Raw genomic sequence first — 21,021 nt, 5'->3', positions numbered from 1 at the left:
GCGTGCTGCGGCAGAGCCGCGCCTCGAACACCCTGTCCTGGGACCCTGCTGCACCACACCGCTCAAACCGGCGAACCTGCAGGTCGGTGCGCCGTCCACCCACTCGATCGAGCCGAAGGAACCTCCTTGCGCAGTCCCGCAGTCCCGTCGCGATCCGCAGGTATCTCCGGTCGCGCACTCGCTGTGCTCGTTGCCCTCGCTGTGGCCCTCGTCGCCGCCTTCGTCGTCGCCCCTCGCACGCTGGCGGCGAGCGGGCCGGACGGCGGTTTCGTCGACAAGCGCGACCTCACCGAAGCCCTCCGCGAGGCATTCGTCGACTATTGGAGTTCCGGCGATCGGGATTTCTCCCCGGGCCTGGAGGGGGTTGTCGATTACTGGTTCCGCTACCACGTGGCCAAGGCCGTGATCGCCGCGATCTTGCTGATCGTGCTCGCCGCACTCGGCGTTCTTCTCTGGAAGGCGTTCCTGCGGGCCGGCGGTCTCGGGGCGGAGAGGAGGGCCGCCCTCGCGTCGGCCGGCGTTCTTGTCACGATGCTCGCGGTGTTCACGTCGGCGACGGTGATGGCCAACGTCCAGGGTGCAGTAGCGCCCTTCGCCTCGCTGTTGCCGATGCTGGCGGTCGGTGAAACCGACGGAGAGCTCGCCGATACGCTCGACCAGGTCAGGCAGCGGCTGGCTGACTCCCTGAGTGGGGGTGACCAAGCCCCGCCTGCCCTCGAGGTGATGATCAGCGACTTTTCTCGATATCACGTGGCGATGGCCGTGGTTGCTGCGATCGTGGCGGTCGTCCTCATCGGCATGAGTGTGGTGTTGTGGAAGAGGTTTGCGAGAACGGGGTCGTCCGACAGGCGAACGAGGCGCGTGTTGGGGTCGTTCGGTGTTCTCTCGGCGTTGTTGTCGCTGGTCGTGATCGTTGTCGTTGTGGCGAACACGACCACCGCAGCGGACCCGGCGCCGGCACTCTTGGCCTTCTTCGAGGGCGGATGGTGATGCACCTCGTGGGCGTTCAGCTTCACGCGCTCCAGCGAGAACACCGCTGAACACCACCACCCGGCGGTCGTGCCGCCGCGTTGATCCGGCGGGACGGCATCTGGCCGGTTCGTCCCGACGGCAGCCGGGGCGAGGCTCGGGCTCAGGCGGTGGGGCGGCGGCGGTGGGAGCGGCTGGTGTCGGCGGGGCGGCCGGGGTCGACGTGGCGGGGCCGGTCGGGTTCGTCGGGCCGCAGCGGGGCGAGGTTGTCGGTGATGGCGTCGATGATCCGGTCGGTGGCGCGGCGGGCGGCGGCGGGCGTGCCGGGGGTGACGTCGGCCAGGTCGACCGGGTCGCCGAAGTGCACCCGCAGCACGGGGCGCCGCCACACCGCCCGGGCGACGCCGCGCAGCAGCCCCTTCGGGGCGCGGTAGGGCACCACCTCGTGCGAGCCCCACTGGGCGACCGGTATCACCGGGGCGCCGCAGGCGAGGGCGAGGCGGGCGGTGCCGGTCTTGCCGCGTTCGGGCCACATGCCGGGGTCCAGGCCGATGCGACCCTCCGGGTAGACCAGGATCACCGAGCCGCCGGCGACGGCCGCGGCGGCGTCGTCGAGGGCTTGGTGCACGGCGCTGGTGCCCCGGTCGACGCGGATGTGCCCGGCGCGGCGCATCGCGGCGCCGATGACGGGGGTGCGGAACAGCCCGCCGGTGGCCATGATCCGGGGGGCGACGCCCCGGGCCCGGCAGGCGGCGGCGAGCACGACCGGGTCGAACGGGCTGATGTGGTTGGCGGCCAGGATCAGCGGGCCCCGACGCAGCGCCTCGGGCACGTCGCCGCTGACCTCCAGGCGGGCCACGAGCGCGACGACGACGCGGGCGAGCAGTTGCGCGGTGCGCCAGATCAGTGGCGGCTGCCACGTCGGGTGGGCGGTGTCCATCAGCGGGAATGGTCGCACGCGCGGGCCGGGTGGCGGGGTCCGGGGCGCGGATCGGCCCCGGCGCCGCGGTGATCGCCGGGCCGTCCGGCAGAGGTGATCAGGGTCATTGGTCCCGGGCCGGTTAGGGCCGCCCGCCCCTGCCGATTTCTCTACGACGAGCAGTAGTATTTACTACGTCTCGTAGTATGCACAGCCTGGGGGTTACTGGTGGACGCGTTGGACGTCGCCCGCTGGCAGTTCGGTGTCACCACCGTCTACCACTTTCTCTTCGTGCCGCTGACCATCGGCCTGTCCGTGCTGGTGGCGATCCTCCAGACGCTGTGGCACCGCACCGGCGACGAGAAGTACCTGAAGCTCACCAAGTTCTACGGCAAGCTCTTCCTGATCAACTTCGCCATGGGCGTGGTGACCGGCATCGTGCAGGAGTTCCAGTTCGGCATGAACTGGAGCGACTACTCCCGCTTCGTCGGCGACATCTTCGGCGCCCCCCTGGCGATCGAGGCGCTGGTCGCGTTCTTCCTGGAGTCGACCTTCATCGGCCTGTGGATCTTCGGCTGGGACCGGCTGCCCAAGCGGCTGCACCTGGCCAGCATCTGGGCCGCCGCGATCGGCAGCAACCTCAGCGCGTACTTCATCCTCGCGGCGAACTCGTTCATGCAGAACCCGGTCGGCTACCGCATCAACCCCGACACCGGGCGCGCCGAACTCACCGACTTCGTGGCCGTGCTGACCAACAAGGTCGCCATGATCACCTTCCCGCACACCATCGCCGGCGCGTTCCTGGTGGCCGGCTCGCTGCTGGTCGCCGTCGCCATGTGGCACCTGGTGCGCAACCGCGACTGCGCCGACACCCCCGCCTACCGCTTCGCCGCGAAGTTCGGCTCCTGGGTCACCCTCGTCTCCGCCGCCGCCGTCGCCATCACCGGCGACATCCAGGGCAAGATCATGACCCAGGTGCAGCCGATGAAGATGGCCGCCGCCGAGGGCCTCTACACCACCGAGAGCCCCGCCTCGTTCTCCGTACTCACCGTCGGCAGCCTCGACGGCAGCCGCGAACTGTTCGCCCTCAAGATCCCGCACCTGCTGTCCTGGCTCGGCACCGGCGACCCGAACGGCACCGTGCAGGGCATCAACGACCTGCAGGCCCAGTACGCCTCCCAGTACGGCGCCGGCAGCTACACCCCGATCATCCCGGTCACCTACTGGAGCTTCCGCTTCATGATCGGCTTCGGGATGGCCGCCGCCGCGATCGCCCTGCTGGTGCTCTGGAGCCAACGCAAGGGCCGCACCCCCACCAGCAAGTGGCTGCTGCGCGCCGGCCTGGTCATGCCCCTGCTGCCGCTGGTCGCGAACTCCTTCGGCTGGATCTTCACCGAGATGGGCCGCCAGCCGTGGATCGTCTTCGGCGAGATGCTCACCCGCGACGGCGTGTCCCGCAGCGTCTCGCTGACCGAGGTGCTCACCTCGTTCACCGCCTTCACCCTCATCTACGCCGCCCTCGCCGTCGTCGAGGTCAAGCTGCTGCTGCGCTACGCCAAGGCCGGCGTGCCCGACCTCACCCCGAACCCCGACATCGACGACAGCCACGACGACGCCGAGCGCCCGCTCGCGTTCGCCTACTGACCACCGGAGACAACCGTGGAACTCACCACCATCTGGTTCCTGCTCGTCGCGGTCCTGTTCACCGGCTACTTCATCCTCGAGGGATTCGACTTCGGCGTCGGCATGCTGCTGCCCGTACTCGGCCGCGACGACCGGGAACGCCGCGTCCTGATCAACACCATCGGCCCCGTCTGGGACGGCAACGAGGTCTGGCTCATCACCGCCGGCGGCGCCATGTTCGCCGCCTTCCCCGAGTGGTACGCCACCCTCTTCTCCGGCTTCTACCTGCCGCTGCTGCTGATCCTGCTGGCCCTGATCATCCGCGGCGTCGCCTTCGAATACCGCCACAAGCGCCCCGAGGCGTCCTGGAAGCGCCGCTGGGACAACGCCATCTTCGTCGGCTCCGTCGTGCCCGCCGTGCTGTGGGGCGTCGCGTTCGCCAACATCCTGCGCGGCGTGCCGCTCGACGCCGAGCACGAGTACATCGGCGGACTGCTCGACCTGCTCAACCCGTACGCCCTGCTCGGCGGCGCGACCACCGCGGCGCTATTCCTCACCCACGGCGCCGTGTTCATCGCCCTCAAAACCGTCGGCGAGGTACGCGAGCGCGCCGGCGCGCTCGCAATGCGCCTTGGCGTGGCCGCCGCCGCCCTCGCGGTGGCGTTCCTGACCTGGACGCTGAACATCCGCTCCAGCACCGCCGCCGTCGTGTTCGCCGTCGGCGCGGCCCTGGCGCTGCTCGGCGGCCTCGCCGCCGCCCGCGCCCGCCGCGAGGGCTGGGCGTTCACCGGCACCGCCGTGGCCATCGCGCTGGCCGTGGCGACGCTGTTCGCGGCGCTCTTCCCGAACGTGCTGCCCTCCACCGCGGACGCCGCCGGCACGCTGACCGCCACCAACGCCGCCTCCACCCCCTACACCCTGAAGATCATGACCTGGGTGGCGGTGGTGTTCACCCCGATCGTGCTGGCCTACCAGGGCTGGACGTACTGGGTGTTCCGCAAGCGCATCGGCGTGGCCCACATCCCGCGACACTGACCCGCCCCCGCCGGGTGGCCGCGGGCCCCGCCGCCGCCACCCGCACCGGCCACGGGGCCGACACGACACCCCTGCCGCGTCGGCCCCGTGGCCGCACCCCGCCCCGGCGTCAGCGCGCCTCGCGCAACTCCGCCAGACGCGCCTCGATCTCCGCCAGCTCCGCGCGCAGCTTCTCCGCCTGCTGCTCCGCCTCGGCCCGCTCGGCGGCCATGATCTGCTCCACCGCCTCGTGCACGCCCGGCACGTCGACCAGCGCCACCATCCGCAGCGCCTCCGCCGGCTTCACCACGTACGGCTTCGCCAGCGACTTGCTGCCCTGCTGCGCCGCGACCGTCCACTCACCGTCGGCGTACGCCAGCGTCACCGTCAGCCCCGCCGGGCCCTTCGGCTTCACCGCCTTCACCGGCCGCCGCGCCGCCGGCTTCGCCTCCACCGTCTCCACCTTCGGCTCCTCCCGCCGCTGCTGCGGCACCCGGTCCAGCACGAACTCCGGCTCCGCCGGCGCCGCCTGCACCTGCTCCTGCTCCTGCGGCTCCGGCTGCGGCTCCGCAGCCTTGCGCCCGGCGCCCCGCGGCGCCACCGCCACGTCGGCGGGGGAGAAGGGCAACTCGTCGCGACCGAACCGGACCACCACGAACTCGTCCGAGACCGCCGGGTCGGTCAGCTCCACCACCTGACCCACCTGCCCGGCGATCTGGCCGGCCGAGGCGGTGAACACCACCTTCGGCTTGCGGCCCGCCGCCAGCGCCTCCCGGATGCTCTGCACCTCGTCAGTGGACAAACCCTGGCCAGCAGCACCCATCAGCAACCTCTTCCCTCGTACACCTGTTCAGATGCCTGCCTTGATACCAGCCCGCCCCGACAAGCGGAAGATCAACCCCCCAGCGCCCGCAACGCCGCGTCCGCGTGGTCGTTCATGTTCAGCTCACTGTGGATCACCTCGACCACCCGCCGGTCGGTGCCGATCACGAACGTCATCCGCCGCGTGCTCAGCGCGCCCAGCGGCAGCCGCCGCCGCACCCCGAACAGGTCCGCCACCACACCGTCCGCATCCGACAGCAACGGATAGTCGAACCCGTGCCGCCGGGAGAACTCCGCCTGCTTCGCCACCGGATCCCGGCTGATCCCCACCCGGGTCGCGCCCACCGCCGCGAACTCCGCCGCCAAGTCCCGGAAGTGACAGCTCTCCGCCGTGCACCCCCGGGTCATCGCCGCCGGATAGAAGAACAGCACCACCGGCCCGGTGGCCAGCAGCTCCGACAGCCGCCGCGGCGTACCCGTCTCGTCGGGCAACTCGAAGTCCGCCACCACGTCCCCGACACCCACACCCGCCACCGCGCACCTCCACGTCACCGTCCACCGACGCGCCCGAGCCTATGCGCCGACCGACGAACCCGCCCCGGTAGCGTCGGCCCCGCAGCCACAACAGGGGAGAGGCACATTGAAACCGGTCACCGTCATCACCGGCGGCAGCCGCGGCATCGGCGCCGCCACCGCCCGCCGCCTCGCCCACGCCGGCCACCACGTCGCCTTCAGCTACCGCCGCGACCGCACCGCCGCCACCACCGTGCTCGCCGACCTCGAAGCCACCGGCGTACGCGGCCTCGCCGTCCCCGCCGACACCCGCGACCCCGACCAGGTCACCGCCCTGTTCGACGCCGCCGCCACCCTCGGCCCGATCACCGGCCTGGTCAACAACGCCGGCGTCACCAGCCCCATCGGCGCGTTCGTCGACCTCGACCCCGCCGACCTGCGCCACGTCGTCGACGTCAACCTCATCGGCTACGTCCTCTGCGCCCAGCAGGCCGCCCGCCGCATGAGCCGCGGCGCCGCCATCGTCAACGTCTCCTCCGTCGCCGCCACCCTCGGCAGCCCGGGCGAGTACGTCCACTACGCCGCCGTCAAGGCCGCCACCGACACCCTCACCACCGGCCTCGCCAAGGAACTCGCCCCCCGCGGCATCCGCGTCAACGCCGTCGCCCCCGGCATCATCCGCACCGACATCCACGCCCTCTCCGGCCAACCCGACCGCCCCGACCAGGCCGCCGCCCGCATCCCCCTGGGCCGCCCCGGCGAACCCGACGAGGTCGCCGGCGCCATCGCCTGGCTGCTCGGCCCCGACGCCACCTACACCACCGGCACCGTCCTGCGCGTCGCCGGCGGCCTCTGACCCGTCACCGCCCCCAACGGACCCGCTGCCACCCGTGCGACGATGCCACCCGTGACCGGTGTCTTCGGCGACGTCGCCGACCTCTACGACGACGTGCGCCCCGACTACCCGACCGCCCTCGCCGACCTCATCCACGACTACCACGGCGGCACCCCCGACACCGTCACCGAGATCGGCGCCGGCACCGGCAAGGGCACCGCCGTGCTGCTGCGCCTCGGCGCGCCCGTCACCTGCGTCGAACCCGACCCCCGCATGGCCGCCCGCCTCACCGCCACCTTCCCCCAGGTCCACGCCGTCACCTCCACCTTCGAGCGGTGGCAGCCACCCACCGGCGGCGTGCCCCTGCTCGCCTGCGCGTTGGCCTGGCACTGGCTCGACCCCGCCACCCGCAACGCCCGCGCCCACGACGCGCTCACCCCGGGCGGCACCCTCGCCGTCTTCGGCCACGAGTACGGCTACGCCGACCCCGCGCAGGCCCGCGCCGTCGACACCACGCTGCGCGCCATCGACCCCACCGCCACCCGCCGCCGCGCCGACTGGTTCCACCACGACATCACCGCCAGCGACCTGTTCACCGACGTGCGCGCCGACACCCTGCACCGCGACCTCCCCCTGAGCACCGACCGCTACCTGCGCCTGCTGCAGACCTTCGGCCCCTACCGGCAGCGCACCGCCGAGCAGCAGACGCGGGCGGCCACCGCGATGCGCACCCTCGTGGACGACTTCGGCGGCACCGTCGTGCTGCGCCTGCGCACCACCCTCGTCCTCGCCCGCCGCCCCCGCACCAGCCGATCCTGAGCCCGTCGCCGGCCACGCGGCCGGTTCCTGTCGGTGGCGTCCTCTACCGTCCCCGGACGTGAGCGCAGTGCAGACCTACCGGTACCTCGGATCCTCCACCCTCGGACACGGCGGCCTCGGCCTGCAGACCAGCGGCGGACCCGCACCCCACCCCCGATTCTTCACCGGATTCCTCACCACTCCACAGGCGGCGGCCGCCGGCCTGCTCGCCGTCGCCGAGGTCGCCCGGACCCGCTACCACCGGCCCGTCAGCCCCGCCAGCCTCGACCCGGTCGTCACCGGCAGCCGCGACCGGCTCCGGTTCGAGTCCTTCTCCGGCTGCTGCGGCGTCTACGCCCGCCTCGACACCCTGCCCGCCGGCCTCGACGGCGACGTGGTCGAACACGGCACCACCAACGTCGACGTCAACAACCCGCTGCGCGAGGCACTGGCCCGCGTCGGCAGCCTCGACCCGCTGCACCTCAACGTCGGCCCCGACGACCTGACCGTCTCCACCCTCGACGGCCCCATCGTGGAGAAGAAGGTCCCACTGCCGGCACGCTGGCTGCGCGGCTTCGCCGAGGTGCAGATCCTGGCCGCCGCCTTCGAACCCCGCGCCGAGATCCCCGCCACCGAGGCGGCGACGTTCCTGCGCCGACTACCCACCACCAGCGACCGGTCGATCCTCTGGGCGGTGCCGGCCGGCCGGTCACTGCGGCTGACCTCCCGCCCCGTCCCCGGCGCCGTCTGCCTGGCCGGAGCGAGCCGACTGACCGCGCTGCGCGGCATGCTCCGCTTCGCCCAGACCCTGCGCGTCTACGGGCCGACCGTCGCCGCCGGCGCGGCACCCGTGCCGAGCACCTGGGAACTGGACACCGGCGCGCTGCGCCTCTCCCTCACCCTCTCACCCGAGCCGTACCGCGGATTCTCCGGCGAAGGCGCCGCCCTCACCGCGCTGGCCGGCGACGACGTGGTCGACGACGCCAACCTCGTCGCCGCCGTACTCTCCTGGGACCCCACCATCGACGTGGACCGGCTGGCCACCGACACCGGCCTCGACCCGACCCGCGTCCGGGCCGCGCTCGCCCAGCTCGGCACCGCCGGCCGCGTCGGCTACGACGTCTCCGAAGCCGCGTACTTCCACCGGGTCATGCCCTACGACGCGGGCCGCGCCGAACGCGACAACCCCCGCCTGGTCGGCGCCCGGGCACTGCTCGACGCCGGCGCCGTCACCCTCGACGGCACGACCGCCACCATCCACAGCGGCGACCAGGTCTACCGGGTCCGCCGCCTGCCCGACGGCGACCTCACCTGCACCTGCCCCTGGTGGGCCAAGCACCGCGGGCAACGGGGACCATGCCGGCACGCGCTCGCCACCCGGATGCTCACCACCCACCAGGCCGAGGAGCGGGCGTGAGCAGCGCACAGCAGATGCTCTTCGTCAAGAGCACCGCACGACGCCACCGCGAACTCGCCGCCGGCGGCACCAGCGACCTGTTCGACCTGATCCCACACGGCGCCGCCGACCAGATCGCAGCCGCCCTCGCCGGGCTGCCCGAGCAACGCCGCCGGGAAATCGGCACCAACCTGACGACCTGGTGCAAACAGCGGCAGAACTCCACCCGCTGGACGCCCGGCGCGGGCGCCGCCCTGGCCGTCGCCGTGGTCGGCTGCCTGCCCAGCGCCGCACAGGCCGCCACCATCCTCGCCCGCAACACGGTCAACCCCGACGGCGAACGCGCCGCCGCCCTCGTCGTGCGCGTCGCCGACGAGCGCGGCATCACCTGGCTCGGCGACCTCGCCCACCGGCTGGCCACGAAGGTCACCCAGCAGACCTGGATCGAACGGTGGCGGTTCATCGCCGCGCTCCTGCACGCCACGGGCACCACCGCGCCGACCCACGACCGGTTCGTCGAACTGTGGCTGAACTCGGTGGCCTCGCCGCAGCGGCGACGCCACGCACAACCGGCACCCGTGGAAGACCGGCTACGCGACGACCCGTTCCTCGCCACCATGCTGCCCCGGCTCTTCGAGGTCGACGGCCTCGGCGCACCGATGATGTTCGACGAGGTCGTCACCACCTGGGAGGAACGCCGACGCCACCCCCTGCCGACCGCACTGGCCCGCCTCGCCGCCGACGGCATCGTCGACCGGAGCACGCTGATCGACGGCGCGCTCGGCCGGCTCCTGCGCGGCGACCGCACCGCGGCGCTGCGCGCCTTCACCACCCTGCTCACCGAACTGGCGCCCACCACCGCCGAAGTCGCCGCCCGCGCCACCGACTACCTGCGCCTGCTCACTGACGCACCGGCACCGGTCGCCACGATGGCGCAGAAGGCCCTCCGGGACCTGCCCGCCCCGGACCTCGACGCCCTCCTCGACACCTCCCGGGACGTGCTCACCCGACCCGACAAGACCCTCGTACGGGCCCAGCTCACCTGGCTCGACCGGCTCGCCCGCCAGCACCGCGACCGCACCCGGGAGATCGCCGAGGTCATCGCGATCGCCACCGAACACCCCGCCGCCGAACTGCGCGACCGGGCCCACGCCCTCACCGCCCGCCACGGCCTCGACGCCACAGCGGCCGGCCCCGCCACCGCCCGGCCACGCGGCGACGACCTGCCCCCACCCGCGCCGCCCGCGCCGGCACCCGCCCCGATCACCGACGTCGACGAACTCGCCGAAGAGACAGCCGCCCTGCTCGGCACGCAGTCGCAGGGCGCACCGCTGGACCGCATCCTCGACGCACTGGTCCGGCTCACCGCCACCGACGGCGCACGCGTGCACGCCGCCCTCGCCCCCGTCATCGCACGCCGACACTGGTCCTGGGGCAACGAACACCGCTACGACCCCCTCTGCCTGTGCGAGGTGGTGGTCGACGTCCTCACCACCGCCGCAGCCACCGACCAGCAGGCCCGCCGACGCAGCCGATGGGAGGCGCTGCTCGCCGCGCTACGCCGCACCGACCGCAGCACCCGCGCCCCCGAACTGCTCGCCACCGACCCCCGGGTACCCCCACCGCACCGGCTGCTCCGAGCCCGCCTCGCCGAGATCGGCGCGCACCTCAACGAGCCGGGACACCCCGGGCTGCTCGCCACCCCCACCCACGCCAACGGCACCCTCGACCCCCTCGCCCTGACCGAGCGCCTCGCGGCGCTCGGCGACCGCACACCCTGGCACTGGGACCTCACCCAGGCGCTGCTGCGCCTGCCCACCGACACCGACGACGCCGTGGCCGGCAAGGCCGCCGCGCTGGGCACCCCGGCGGGGGAGCGGCTCGCCACCTGGCTGCGCGCCGGCGGCCTGCCGCAACCGCTCATGCGGGTCACCACCCTCACCCGACGACCCCGTAAGAACGGCTACGACTGGGAGTACGACCAACTGCCGCCGAAGCGCCTCACCGTCGAGCTGCGCCCACCCGACGGACACGACGACCGGTACGGCCTGCTGACCGCCGACCCGGCACCGATCGGCGTCGAACACTCCGGCTGGGCGAACCTGTGGCCGTCGATCCTGCCGGGGCACAGGGCAGTGGTCGCCGCGTACGCCCTGCCGATCGTGGCCAGCGCCGCCGACATGGACCAACGCGACGGCGCCACCATGCTGCCGCTGCTCGCCGAGAGCACCGGCCCCGGCGGGGCCGCCCTCGACCTCGCCCTGGCCTACGGCCTCGGGGCCCGGCACGGCGCCGACCGGATCGCCGCCCTCGACGCCCTGCTCGCCCTCGCCGCAGCCGGGCAGCTCGACGCCACCGCAACGGGCGAGCACCTGGGCCAGCTGGTCGCCGGGCACATGGTGAAGCTGTCCAGGGCCCTCGAACCGCTCCGCGACGCCGCCCTGGCCGGAGCGCCCCTGACCGTGTGGCGGCTGATCGCCGCCGCACTACCGGCGGCACTCACCGCACCCAAGCCCCCGCGCGGCCTGCCCGACCTGCTGAGCCTGGCCGCCGAGACGGCCACCACGACCGGCGCCCGCATCGAGGTGCCCGGCCTGGCCGACGTCGCCGACCGGGGCGGGTCCGGCCGCCTCGTCACCGAGGCCCGACGCCTGCGCCACGCGCTCCAACCCGGCCTGATCCGGCATCCGGCCTGACCCGGCATCCGGCCAGCCCGGGCACAGCGCGGCTGGCGCGCCGAGACCCGACGGCCGATTGGCGTGGAGCCGCAGCGCGACATGCGGCCCCACGCCGGCCGGACACGGGCACCGACGCGGCGGAGCCGACCCTCCGCACCAGCTCAGATCCGGGCGGGCCTCACCCTGACGACAGGCCGCACACATCGCGCCAGACATCCGGACACACGTCGTTGCCCCACAACAACCCCCGACCGGCCCCGGCAGCGACCGTGGCCACCGTCCGCACGAACGACAGGCTCACACCCCGCCACTCGCGCTGCGCCGACCCGGCACGCTTCGACCACTCCGCCATCGCGGCGAACGTCGGCTCGTACCGCGGCAGGTCCAGTCGCCCGAGGCGCGCCGACAGCTCGGCGGTCTCGGCGCTGGTCAGCCAACCATGGATCCCCTCGGTACGGCCGAACTGGTAACCCCACGCCGCCCCGCGCGTGGCGAGCGCGCCGAGCAGACCCCGCAACGGATCGTCGTCGGGCACGCCCTGACGCGCCAACAACGGCAGGTAGTAAGCCGGGGTGATCGAGCGCCCGAGGAACTGCGCCGGCCCGAGACAGCACACCGCCACCAGCGCCTCGTGCAACGCGTTCAACTCCTCGACGGCGTGCCGGCCACCATCGCGGTGGAACCGGCACCGCACCCGCTCCGGACACGTGCCCGACGGGCAGGCCAGCTGCTCGCCGACGGCCCGGTCCACCCGCTCCGTCCCGACGTAGCGCAGGTCGCGACCGAGCCACGTGCAGTACCGCGCGAGATCCGTGGGCCGCACCCGCAGCTGCGCCGCCAACCGCGGCCACAGCACGCCGTAGCCGTACCCACCCATCGCCGCCGCGGACCGGAACACCTCACCGAGCCACGGCACCACCTCACCGGTGCGCAGCAGCTCCACCAGCGCCGGCACGACCTCGCCGCGATAGCGCCCGTAGTCGAACACGAAGATCTCGGCATCCGCGCCCACGCTCACACCTCCGGGCCGCAGAGCCTTCCAGACGGACCCGCCCCGACACCACCCGATACACCCGCCCGGGCACACCGCGGCGGCAGGCCGCCGGCGCTGCTGGGCAACTCCGCCGTGACGTGGCACGATCTTGCACGTGACCAGCAGAGACGCCGCAGCCCAACACCTGCGCGACCTCGCCCGGCTGCGCCGCGTCCGCGACCGGATCGACCGGGAGTACGCACAACCGCTGGACGTCGAGGCGCTCGCCCGCGGGGTCAACATGTCGGCCGGACACCTCAGCCGCCAGTTCCGCCTCGCCTACGGCGAGTCGCCGTACGCCTACCTGATGACGCGGCGCATCGAGCGCGCCATGGCGCTGCTGCGCCGCGGCGACCTCAGCGTCACCGAAGTCTGTTTCGCGGTCGGCTGCTCCTCTCTGGGCACCTTCAGCACGCGCTTCACCGAACTCGTCGGCGTGCCGCCGAGCACCTACCGGGCCCGCAGCGCCCACGCGACGACGGAGATGCCGCCGTGCCTGGCGAAACAGGTGACCAGACCGATCAGGAATCGAGAAGCACGGGCCACGCAGCCGCAACTAGCCTGACCGCCATGGACATCACCATCCACTACGCCTTCCTCCCGCACACCGACGCGGAGGCCGCCCTGACCTTCTACCGCGACACCCTCGGCTTCGAGGTCCGCAACGACGTCGGATACGACGGGATGCGCTGGATCACCGTCGGTCCCCCCAACCAGCTGGGCACGTCCATCGTCCTGCACCCGCCGGCCGCCGACCCCGGCATCACCGACGACGAGCGCCAGACGATCCTCGAACTGATCGCCAAGGGCAGCTACACCGCCATCACCCTGGCCACCGACGACCTCGACGGCCTCTTCGACCGACTGCAGGCCAGCGGCGCCGACGTCGTCCAGGAACCGACCGCACAGCCGTACGGCGTCCGCGACTGCGCCTTCCGCGACCCCACCGGCAACCTCATCCGCATCAACGAACTGCGCTGAGCCCTGCGGCGACGCCGCACCCGCACGGATGACCCGGTCGCGGCGCCGAACGCGACCCCGCAACAGATGGAGACACGATGAGCACGGCCACGAGGACTGACACGCAGGCACCCGCGCCGCACGTCGCCGACAGCCACGACCTGATCCGCGTACAGGGCGCCCGCGTGAACAACCTCAAGGACGTCAGCGTCGAGATCCCGAAGCGCCGGCTGACGGTGTTCACCGGCGTCTCCGGCTCGGGCAAGAGCTCGCTGGTGTTCGGCACGATCGCCGCGGAGTCACAGCGGATGATCAACGAAACCTACAGCGCCTTCCTGCAGGGCTTCATGCCGTCGCTCACCCGACCGGAGGTCGACCTGCTGGACGGGCTGACCACGGCGATCATCGTCGACCAGGAGCGGATGGGCGCCAACCCGCGATCCACCGTCGGCACCGCCACCGACGCCAACGCCATGCTGCGCATCCTGTTCAGCCGACTCGGCCAGCCACACATCGGCTCGCCCAACGCGTACTCCTTCAACATCCCCACGGTGAGAGCCAGCGGCGCGATCACCGTCGAGCGCGGCAACAAGACCAAGGCCGAGAAGGCCACCTTCCACCGCCTCGGCGGCATGTGCCCGCGCTGCGAGGGCATGGGCACCGTCAACGACATCGACCTCACCGCCCTCTACGACGCCGACAAGTCCCTCAACGAGGGCGCCATCACGATCCCCGGCTACAGCATGGACGGCTGGTACGGCCGCATCTTCCGCGGCTGCGGCTACTTCGACCCCGACAAGCCGATCCGCAAGTTCACCAAGAAGGAACTGCACGACCTGCTCCACCGGGAGCCCACCAAGATCAAGGTCGACGGCATCAACCTGACGTACGCCGGAATCATCCCGCAGATCCAGAAGTCGTTCCTCTCCAAGGACGTCGACGCCCTGCAACCGCACATCCGGGCCTTCGTCGAGCGGGCGGTCACCTTCCAGACCTGCCCGGACTGCCAAGGAACCCGGCTCAGCCCCGAGGCCCGCTCCTCGAAGATCAAGGGCAAGAGCATCGCCGACGTCTGCGCCATGCAGATCAGCGACCTCGCCGGATGGGTACGCGAACTCGACGAACCCTCGGTGGCCCCCCTACTCAAAGGGCTGCAACACCTGCTCGACTCGTTCGAGGAGATCGGCCTGGGCTACCTCTCGCTCGACCGCCCGGCCGGCACCCTGTCCGGCGGCGAAGCGCAGCGCACCAAGATGATCCGCCACCTCGGATCTTCCCTCACCGACGTCACCTACGTCTTCGACGAGCCCACCATCGGCCTGCACCCGCACGACATCCAGCGGATGAACAACCTGCTGCTGCAACTGCGCGACAAGGGCAACACCGTGCTCGTCGTCGAGCACAAGCCCGAGACGATCACGATCGCCGACCACGTCGTCGACCTCGGCCCCGGCGCCGGCACGCAGGGAGGAACGGTCTGCTTCGAAGGCACCGTGCAGGGCCTGCGGGGGAGCGGCACCGTCACCGGCCGCCACCTCGACGACCGGGCCACCGTCAAGGCGACCGTGCGCACCCCCACCGGCGCGCTGGAGATCCGGGGCGCCACCGAGCACAACCTGCGCGACGTCGACGTCGACATCCCACTCGGCGTGCTCTGCGTCATCGCCGGCGTCGCCGGCTCCGGCAAGAGCTCACTCATCCAGGGCTCGGTCGCCGGCCGCGACGGTGTGGTCGTCATCGACCAGGGCGCGATCCGCGGCTCACGACGCAGCAACCCGGCCACCTACACCGGCCTGCTCGACCCCATCCGCAAGGCGTTCGCGAAGGCCAACGGCGTGAAGCCGGCGCTGTTCAGCGCCAACTCCGAGGGCGCCTGCCCCACCTGCAACGGCGCCGGCGTCATCTACACCGACCTGGGCGTCATGGCGACCGTCGAGACCACGTGCGAGGAGTGCGGGGGCAAGCGCTTCCAGACGTCTGTGCTGGAGTACACGCTCGGCGGCCGGAACATCGCCGAGGTGCTCGCCATGTCGGTCGCCGAGGCCGAGGAGTTCTTCGGCGCCGGCGACGCCCGCATCCCGGCCGCCCACGCGATCCTGACCCGACTCGCCGACGTCGGGCTGGGGTACCTCAGCCTCGGCCAGCCGCTCACCACCCTCTCCGGCGGCGAGCGCCAGCGACTCAAGCTCGCCACCCACATGGCCGAGAAGGGCGGCGTCTACGTCCTCGACGAACCGACCACCGGCCTGCACCTCGCCGACGTCGAGCAACTGCTCGCCCTGCTCGACCGCCTCGTCGACTCCGGCAAGTCCGTCATCGTCATCGAGCACCACCAGGCCGTCATGGCGCACGCCGACTGGATCGTCGACCTCGGCCCCGGCGCGGGCCACGACGGCGGCCGGATCGTCTTCGAGGGCACCCCCGCCGACCTGGTCGCCGCGCGCTCCACCCTCACCGGCGAGCACCTCGCCGCCTACGTCGGCGCCTGACACCGAGGACACTGACGGGCGCTGGCCTCGCGCCGAGGACCGCTGAGCAGGTGCGGCAGCGTACGCGGCGAGGTCGCGGCCGGGGGAGCGGCCCGCGCTCGCCGAGGAGTTCGCGGGACGCACTCGCGTTCCGCGATGACGGTGGGGGATCGAATCACCTCGCTGGGTGACGGTCGGTGTTACGACGGGCGCCGACGGGGGCCCGGGTTGTGTGCTCACGGCGGATCCAGGTGGGTCCGCCGTGAGCACGCCCCGTCGGCCCCGGGCGGTGGTGCCAGCGGGGTTCGGCTGCGATCGAGCCGTTCACCAGCGCCTGGCGCTTTCGGCTCGCGGGTCGCGCGGGGGTCGGGTTCGGTGCACGGATCCGCGAGGAGACGGCCGACCGGGTGTCGTCGAGGCGGCGTCCGCAGGGCCCGCCGCCGGTACAACGCGTCTCCGAAGCCGCTCCACCTGCCGTAACCCCGATTCGATAATGCACATTATGTCAAGTAAGCTGGATCGGGCACTCCCTCGGACGGCAGTTCGGCGAGGCGCCGCAGGTGCGCTTCCACCAGCGCGACCCGTACGCGTACCGGCGCGGGCGGCACCGCGATCAGATGATGGCCGTGCGCCCGGTAGACCTCCTCGTGCACGCGGGCGAACGCCAGCGACTCGGCGTAGCCGATCCGGCGGGCGGCGCTGGGCGTCACGAAGCCCAGCGGCTCGACCAGGAACACCTGCCGCTGGTAGGCGCCGTCGCGCAGCACCCACTGCAACTCCTCGGTGAGCACGCGTCCCGGCGGGCGCCCCAGGTACCGCGCGAGAGCCAACGTGCACAGCGGCGACCGGTCGTGGACCTGCACCGACCCGCACGCCCCGGACGCCTCACGGCGCTCCCGCTGGAGCCCTGCCACCGCGTCGACGAATCCCTCCTCCTGCCACGGTTCGGCGACGCCCCGCTCCTACTCCGCCGCGATGACGTCGTGGCCGCCTCGGCCACGACGTCCCACCCGCGTCAGCGCAGCGCGTCGGCGAGTGTCGTCTTGCCCGCTCCCGGCGCGCCCGTCAGTACGTACCGCCGCATGCTCTCCCCCTCAGTTGTCGGCCAACCCGAAAGTCATGCATAATATCGCTTATGCATGACAAACAGGACGAATCGGTACAGCGGCTGATCGAGGAGTTCCTGACGGCCCGCGCCACCCGCAAGCCCTCCCCCCACACGCTGGAGGCGTACCGGCGGGACCTGCGCGCCGTCGCCGCGCTGGCGGCCGAGGAAACCACCCCTCCCCTCCCCCTCGACGCGCTGCCCGTCGCCGCCCTCACCGCCCGCGTCATGCGCGCGGCATTCGCCCGGTTCGCCGCTCCCCGCGCGGCCGCGTCGGTGCACCGGGCCTGGTCCACCTGGAACAGCTTCTTCTCCTTCCTGGTCGCCGACGGGGTGGTCGCCGGCAACCCGATGCCGGCGGTCGGTCGTCCCCGGGCACCGCTCCCCCAGCCCAAGCCGCTACGCGGCGCGGACACCCCCGAGCAGTTGCTCGCCTCGGTGGCCCGGCAGGAGGGCCGGCAGCGCGACCCGTGGCCGGAGCGCGACCTGGCGGTGCTGGCGTTGGCGCTCTGCGCGGGGCTGCGGCTGTCGGAGCTGCTGGCGCTGCGGGTGGGGTCGTTGACGGGCCGGGCGGGCGAGCGGCGGGTCGACGTGGCCGGCAAGGGCGGTCGGCCGCGGGTGGTGCCGATCGAGCCGGAACTGGACGGGGTGCTGGTGGGCTACCTGGACAGCCGGGTCCGCCGGTTCGGGTCGCGGACGGTGCGGCCGGACGCGCCGCTGCTGGTGGACCGTCAGGGTGAACCGCTGCGCCGGGGTGGGCTGCAGTACCTCGTGGAGTCCTGCTACCGGCGGGCGGGCATCACCGACCGGGTGCCGCGCGGGGCGCGGTTGCACGCGCTGCGGCACACCTTCGCGACGCGGTTGGCGGAGGACGGCGCGAGTGCGGCGGAGATCATGCGGTTGCTGGGTCACGCGTCGTTGGCGTCGTCGCAGACGTACATCGAGGTGACGGCCGGGCAGCAGCGCGCGGCGGTGCGGTCCAACCGTACCAATCGGGCGTTGGCGGGGTTGGTGGATCGGGAGGCGCGGTCGTGAGGCCCGTCCGACTGGCAGGGTCAGGTAATCCAACTGTCTTGTATTCGCGTTGATAGCCGGTCCAGTAATCACGGTGAGTCACGTCGACCCTGGTACTGGCGGCCAGTTCTGCAGCCAACGATCATGGTCTGACGGCGCGGCGGCCGACCTGGATGCCGGACCGACAGTGACGGTATTGGGAAGACTGGCGCGCCATGTCAGCGGCAGATCCGGTAAACGACAGAGATCGAGAACGGTTCGGGAGGCGAACATGCTGTAGTCCGTCCGCGGGGCTCGTCGCCGCGGTCCAGCAAGGTCTCGGGGCATCTTGGTCATCAGCAGGACAGGGACGTGGCAAATGTCCTTCACCCGTTGGGGTAGGTGACAACCGGCTCCGCTTCCGGATCGGAATACGCCCAATGGGCGCCCGGCTGAGCCTGACGGGTGAGGACCGCAACTGACGGCTCCGACAGCGGCCGGTAGGGCAACTCATGAAGCAAGCGGCTTGCTTCTTCGACGGGGAACCAGCGGGCCTCCTGAATCAGACCGTCTGGGTCGCGGACGTGCAGGGTCGGATCCACCACGTCGACGGTGAAGTTCCACACCCGGCTGACGGTGACTGCTCCGGTCACCGCCGCCGTGCCATGAAGAACGAGGTCCGCGGTTGCGACGACCAGACCTGTCTCCTCGGCCAACTCTCGGCAGGCGCCCTCAAACGGCGTCTCGTGGTCCTCGATGCGCCCGCTCGGGATGTTCCAGTAGGGGCCGCCCCACCGTGGGTACTCCTCGTACACGAGAACGACTTTGTCGTCGTGATGTGCGAGAACGCCGGCGTACCGGGACCGACTCATGCTTGGCACGGGGGCCATTCAACCTCACCTCAGCACCGCGCACGGGCACGTCACAGCTTTCACTATCTGCGGCATGACAGCGCGCCGGGCACACGGGGCGAGGCGGGCGAGCGGGGCGAGGCGGGCGAGCGGGGCGAGGCGGGCGAGCGGCGGTGCCGTCACGGGTATCACGTACCTTCCACGGCTGTGGACTTGGCACTGGTTGTGTTGCCCAACGGGCGTGACATCACACTGACCGAGGTGCATCTGGTGTTGACGTACGGAGGGTTGATCGAGGGCTACCCGATGCGGCGACTGAACGACATGATCATGGGCGGCTTGGCGAAGCGAGCGGCGCGTGTCCTGCCCGGCGCACCGGTCCACGTTATCGACCCTCCACGCACCCAGGAGTCAGACCAGGGTGCTGGTTCGCTGCCGTTCGGGCCGGTTGAGTCGCTCCCATCAGTGATCGTGATGGGACGGTTCTCGTCAGGGCCCGTCAATGACGGCAAGGATCCTGTACTCCATCGCTCGCAGCTGGTAATCGTGTGGTTGCAAGACGATGCCACGCTGCCGTCCTCTCAAGGAGCGCCGGCTGGCCTCAGCGATGTCGAATGGGAGCGGTGGGCAGAGGACTTCGAGATCTGAAGCAGCCCCGACATCGATCGTCACGATGCTGGAGAGCGACCGTCCACGCGCCCACCTCGCGGCAGATCCGGTCATTCGGTCGAGGTCTGCCGTTGTACTGTGCTGCCCTCCCGGCGACACTGATGACCATGGGAGACACGGCATGCGCGGGGCCGCAGAGGTCGTGGAACCACGTCAGCCCCGGTGGGGCTGAATGGTGAACGACTGGTGGAACGACTCCACTGGTCAGCTTGCGGTCTGCTCGCGCAGTGCCCTGGTGGAGTTGGCAGCGGTGCTACCGGCAACGGGCAGGTTCGTCGTCGCCCGGCTTGACGGAACGAAGATGACGGATGCCGACCACGCCTTCTACGAGTTCTCCGACGCGTTGCTCTTTCCTGGCTACTTCGGCTGGAACTGGGACGCATTGTCCGACTGTCTCCGGGATCTGAACTGGTTGCCTGCAGACGGGTACCTGATCGTTGTCGAGAACGCGCCCCGGTTGCTGTCGAGCAGTGCCGAGGATCAGCGCACGATGTTCCGGATCCTGTCCCGGGCCGTGCACCACTGGGCTAACCCGCTCGGCAGGCCGGACGGCAGGGGCGTCCCGTTCAAAGTGCTGCTGTTGTGCGACCGCGACGAGAAGGCGGTGCTTTTGCGGCAGGAGATGGCCTGTGCAGTCGGTACCACACGGTGAGATCGTCGACATTAGCGACCACCACCTGTCACCCGCACATCGACCGTCGCCTGACGGTGTCAATCTCGCCGGTGCGGCCCCCTGACGCCCGCTCGGCGACAGCTGAATGCGTCTGATCTTCGACGAGGTGAGCCCGCTCGAAGACCCACATGGGACCGACGTAGACAACGCAGTTTGCGTTCGTCTCGCTGGTGCACGCCGAGGCGAGCGTAGGATGGATCATTCTGGAGGGCCGCTGGTGGAACCAGGCACGACTGTCGGCGGTCCAACCTGACATGCGCGCGGTCGTCTCTCTCAGCTCTGTCCTGCTGGGCTTGTTCGTCGGCGCTCTCATGCTGCGTTCCGGCTGGGAGCTGCCGGTGCGAACCTCCTGCTCAGGCGACGTGTGCACGTCGCAGTCGTGGATCGACGTCGACTGGGACCGCGTCAACTGGGAACTGAAGCCGACCAGGATCGCCTGCTTCGAGGCCAACCCGGCCAACCACGATGTCCTGATCGGGCCCGGCGACGAATGCGTACGGTCCCGCGGCGACGTCATCGAACACCAGGCCACCTACGAAGAACTACGTGAAGAAATCCAGCAACGGCGCACCCGGGCACTTGCGTTCGCCGGCGCCGCGATCGCGCTGCCACCGATCCTCGTCGAGGTGTGGTGGCGAGTTCGCCGCAGGCCGGCACTGGCACACCGACTCCACGATTCCCCACCCTGATCGCGGCAGATCC

Annotated in this window: 20 protein-coding genes; 14 read left to right on the top strand and 6 right to left on the bottom strand. The window is 71.5% G+C overall.

Annotation, left to right across the window (positions count from 1 at the left end; translation table 11 throughout):
• Window positions 1-183: 183 nt before the first annotated feature.
• The gene (locus AB0G13_RS05180) at window positions 184-990 is read left to right on the top strand and encodes a hypothetical protein (RefSeq protein WP_357869127.1); all 807 of its coding nucleotides are present in this window, start codon (window positions 184-186) and stop codon (window positions 988-990) included.
• A gap of 142 nt (window positions 991-1,132) precedes the next feature.
• Here AB0G13_RS05180 and AB0G13_RS05175 read toward each other — a convergent pair whose 3' ends face one another.
• A complete protein-coding gene (locus AB0G13_RS05175; protein WP_357869124.1) occupies window positions 1,133-1,909 on the bottom strand; it encodes a lysophospholipid acyltransferase family protein in 777 nt (258 codons plus the stop codon).
• Window positions 1,910-2,116: 207 nt separating this feature from the next.
• Here AB0G13_RS05175 and AB0G13_RS05170 point away from each other — a divergent pair, with 207 nt between their 5' ends.
• Both AB0G13_RS05170 and cydB read left to right on the top strand, forming a co-directional pair.
• Window positions 2,117-3,532, top strand: coding sequence for a cytochrome ubiquinol oxidase subunit I (locus tag AB0G13_RS05170; RefSeq protein ID WP_357869121.1), 1,416 nt, complete (start codon window positions 2,117-2,119; stop codon window positions 3,530-3,532).
• A 15-nt stretch (window positions 3,533-3,547) separates the two neighbouring features.
• A complete protein-coding gene (gene cydB, locus AB0G13_RS05165; protein ID WP_357869118.1) occupies window positions 3,548-4,546 on the top strand; it encodes a cytochrome d ubiquinol oxidase subunit II in 999 nt (332 codons plus the stop codon).
• A 109-nt stretch (window positions 4,547-4,655) separates the two neighbouring features.
• On the opposite strand, the gene AB0G13_RS05160 is transcribed toward cydB, so the two are convergent.
• Together AB0G13_RS05160 and AB0G13_RS05155 are read right to left on the bottom strand one after the other, a co-directional pair.
• The gene (locus tag AB0G13_RS05160; protein WP_357869116.1) at window positions 4,656-5,348 is read right to left on the bottom strand and encodes a hypothetical protein; all 693 of its coding nucleotides are present in this window, start codon (window positions 5,346-5,348) and stop codon (window positions 4,656-4,658) included.
• Window positions 5,349-5,419: 71 nt separating this feature from the next.
• On the bottom strand, window positions 5,420-5,881 hold the full coding sequence (locus AB0G13_RS05155; protein ID WP_357869113.1) for a peroxiredoxin: 462 nt from the start codon (window positions 5,879-5,881) through the stop codon (window positions 5,420-5,422).
• 106 nt (window positions 5,882-5,987) lie between these two features.
• Here AB0G13_RS05155 and AB0G13_RS05150 point away from each other — a divergent pair, with 106 nt between their 5' ends.
• From AB0G13_RS05150 to AB0G13_RS05135, 4 genes are read left to right on the top strand one after another with little or no spacing between them, the layout of a single operon-like run.
• Window positions 5,988-6,716: an SDR family oxidoreductase gene (locus AB0G13_RS05150; protein WP_357869111.1), complete on the top strand. Its 729-nt coding sequence runs from the start codon at window positions 5,988-5,990 to the stop codon at window positions 6,714-6,716.
• Between the two features lie 51 nt (window positions 6,717-6,767).
• The gene (locus AB0G13_RS05145) at window positions 6,768-7,514 is read left to right on the top strand and encodes a methyltransferase domain-containing protein (RefSeq protein WP_357869108.1); all 747 of its coding nucleotides are present in this window, start codon (window positions 6,768-6,770) and stop codon (window positions 7,512-7,514) included.
• A gap of 58 nt (window positions 7,515-7,572) precedes the next feature.
• Window positions 7,573-8,910, top strand: a complete 1,338-nt coding sequence (locus tag AB0G13_RS05140; protein WP_357869105.1) for an SWIM zinc finger family protein — start codon at window positions 7,573-7,575, stop codon at window positions 8,908-8,910.
• Window positions 8,907-11,585 (top strand): DUF6493 family protein, encoded by a 2,679-nt coding sequence (locus AB0G13_RS05135; protein ID WP_357869102.1) that lies wholly within the window; start codon window positions 8,907-8,909, stop codon window positions 11,583-11,585. The genes AB0G13_RS05140 and AB0G13_RS05135 overlap by 4 nt, the downstream gene beginning before the upstream one ends.
• Window positions 11,586-11,745: 160 nt before the next feature.
• Here AB0G13_RS05135 and AB0G13_RS05130 read toward each other — a convergent pair whose 3' ends face one another.
• Entirely contained in the window at window positions 11,746-12,579 is an 834-nt protein-coding gene (locus tag AB0G13_RS05130) for a hypothetical protein (RefSeq protein WP_357869099.1), read from the bottom strand.
• 136 nt (window positions 12,580-12,715) lie between these two features.
• On the opposite strand from AB0G13_RS05130, the gene AB0G13_RS05125 reads away from it, so the two are divergent.
• The 3 genes from AB0G13_RS05125 to AB0G13_RS05115 all read left to right on the top strand — a co-directional run bounded on the left by AB0G13_RS05125 (window position 12,716) and on the right by AB0G13_RS05115 (window position 16,049).
• Window positions 12,716-13,165, top strand: coding sequence for a helix-turn-helix transcriptional regulator (locus AB0G13_RS05125; protein ID WP_357869097.1), 450 nt, complete (start codon window positions 12,716-12,718; stop codon window positions 13,163-13,165).
• 5 nt (window positions 13,166-13,170) lie between these two features.
• Entirely contained in the window at window positions 13,171-13,581 is a 411-nt protein-coding gene (locus AB0G13_RS05120) for a VOC family protein (RefSeq protein WP_357869094.1), read from the top strand.
• A 77-nt stretch (window positions 13,582-13,658) separates the two neighbouring features.
• Window positions 13,659-16,049, top strand: a complete 2,391-nt coding sequence (locus AB0G13_RS05115; protein ID WP_357869091.1) for an excinuclease ABC subunit UvrA — start codon at window positions 13,659-13,661, stop codon at window positions 16,047-16,049.
• A gap of 479 nt (window positions 16,050-16,528) precedes the next feature.
• Here AB0G13_RS05115 and AB0G13_RS05110 read toward each other — a convergent pair whose 3' ends face one another.
• Entirely contained in the window at window positions 16,529-16,942 is a 414-nt protein-coding gene (locus AB0G13_RS05110) for an AAA family ATPase (protein ID WP_357869088.1), read from the bottom strand.
• Between the two features lie 221 nt (window positions 16,943-17,163).
• Here AB0G13_RS05110 and AB0G13_RS05105 point away from each other — a divergent pair, with 221 nt between their 5' ends.
• Entirely contained in the window at window positions 17,164-18,168 is a 1,005-nt protein-coding gene (locus AB0G13_RS05105) for a tyrosine-type recombinase/integrase (RefSeq protein ID WP_357869085.1), read from the top strand.
• 344 nt (window positions 18,169-18,512) lie between these two features.
• Here the strand turns inward: AB0G13_RS05105 and AB0G13_RS05100 are convergent, their stop codons facing one another.
• Window positions 18,513-18,998, bottom strand: a complete 486-nt coding sequence (locus AB0G13_RS05100; RefSeq protein WP_268247146.1) for an NUDIX hydrolase — start codon at window positions 18,996-18,998, stop codon at window positions 18,513-18,515.
• A 186-nt stretch (window positions 18,999-19,184) separates the two neighbouring features.
• Between AB0G13_RS05100 and AB0G13_RS05095 the strand changes: the two genes are divergently transcribed.
• The 3 genes from AB0G13_RS05095 to AB0G13_RS05085 all read left to right on the top strand — a co-directional run bounded on the left by AB0G13_RS05095 (window position 19,185) and on the right by AB0G13_RS05085 (window position 21,008).
• A complete protein-coding gene (locus AB0G13_RS05095; protein WP_357869082.1) occupies window positions 19,185-19,625 on the top strand; it encodes a hypothetical protein in 441 nt (146 codons plus the stop codon).
• 193 nt (window positions 19,626-19,818) lie between these two features.
• On the top strand, window positions 19,819-20,298 hold the full coding sequence (locus tag AB0G13_RS05090; protein WP_357869080.1) for a barstar family protein: 480 nt from the start codon (window positions 19,819-19,821) through the stop codon (window positions 20,296-20,298).
• Window positions 20,299-20,489: 191 nt separating this feature from the next.
• Complete coding sequence (locus AB0G13_RS05085) at window positions 20,490-21,008, top strand: hypothetical protein (RefSeq protein WP_357869078.1); 519 nt, start codon at window positions 20,490-20,492, stop codon at window positions 21,006-21,008.
• The last annotated feature ends 13 nt before the right edge of the window (window positions 21,009-21,021 follow it).

The organism is Micromonospora sp. NPDC023633, assembly GCF_040640035.1.
GTDB lineage: Bacteria > Actinomycetota > Actinomycetes > Mycobacteriales > Micromonosporaceae > Micromonospora.
The sequence above is the reverse complement of the archived record's forward strand: the minus strand, read 5'-3'. Positions and strand labels throughout refer to the sequence as shown.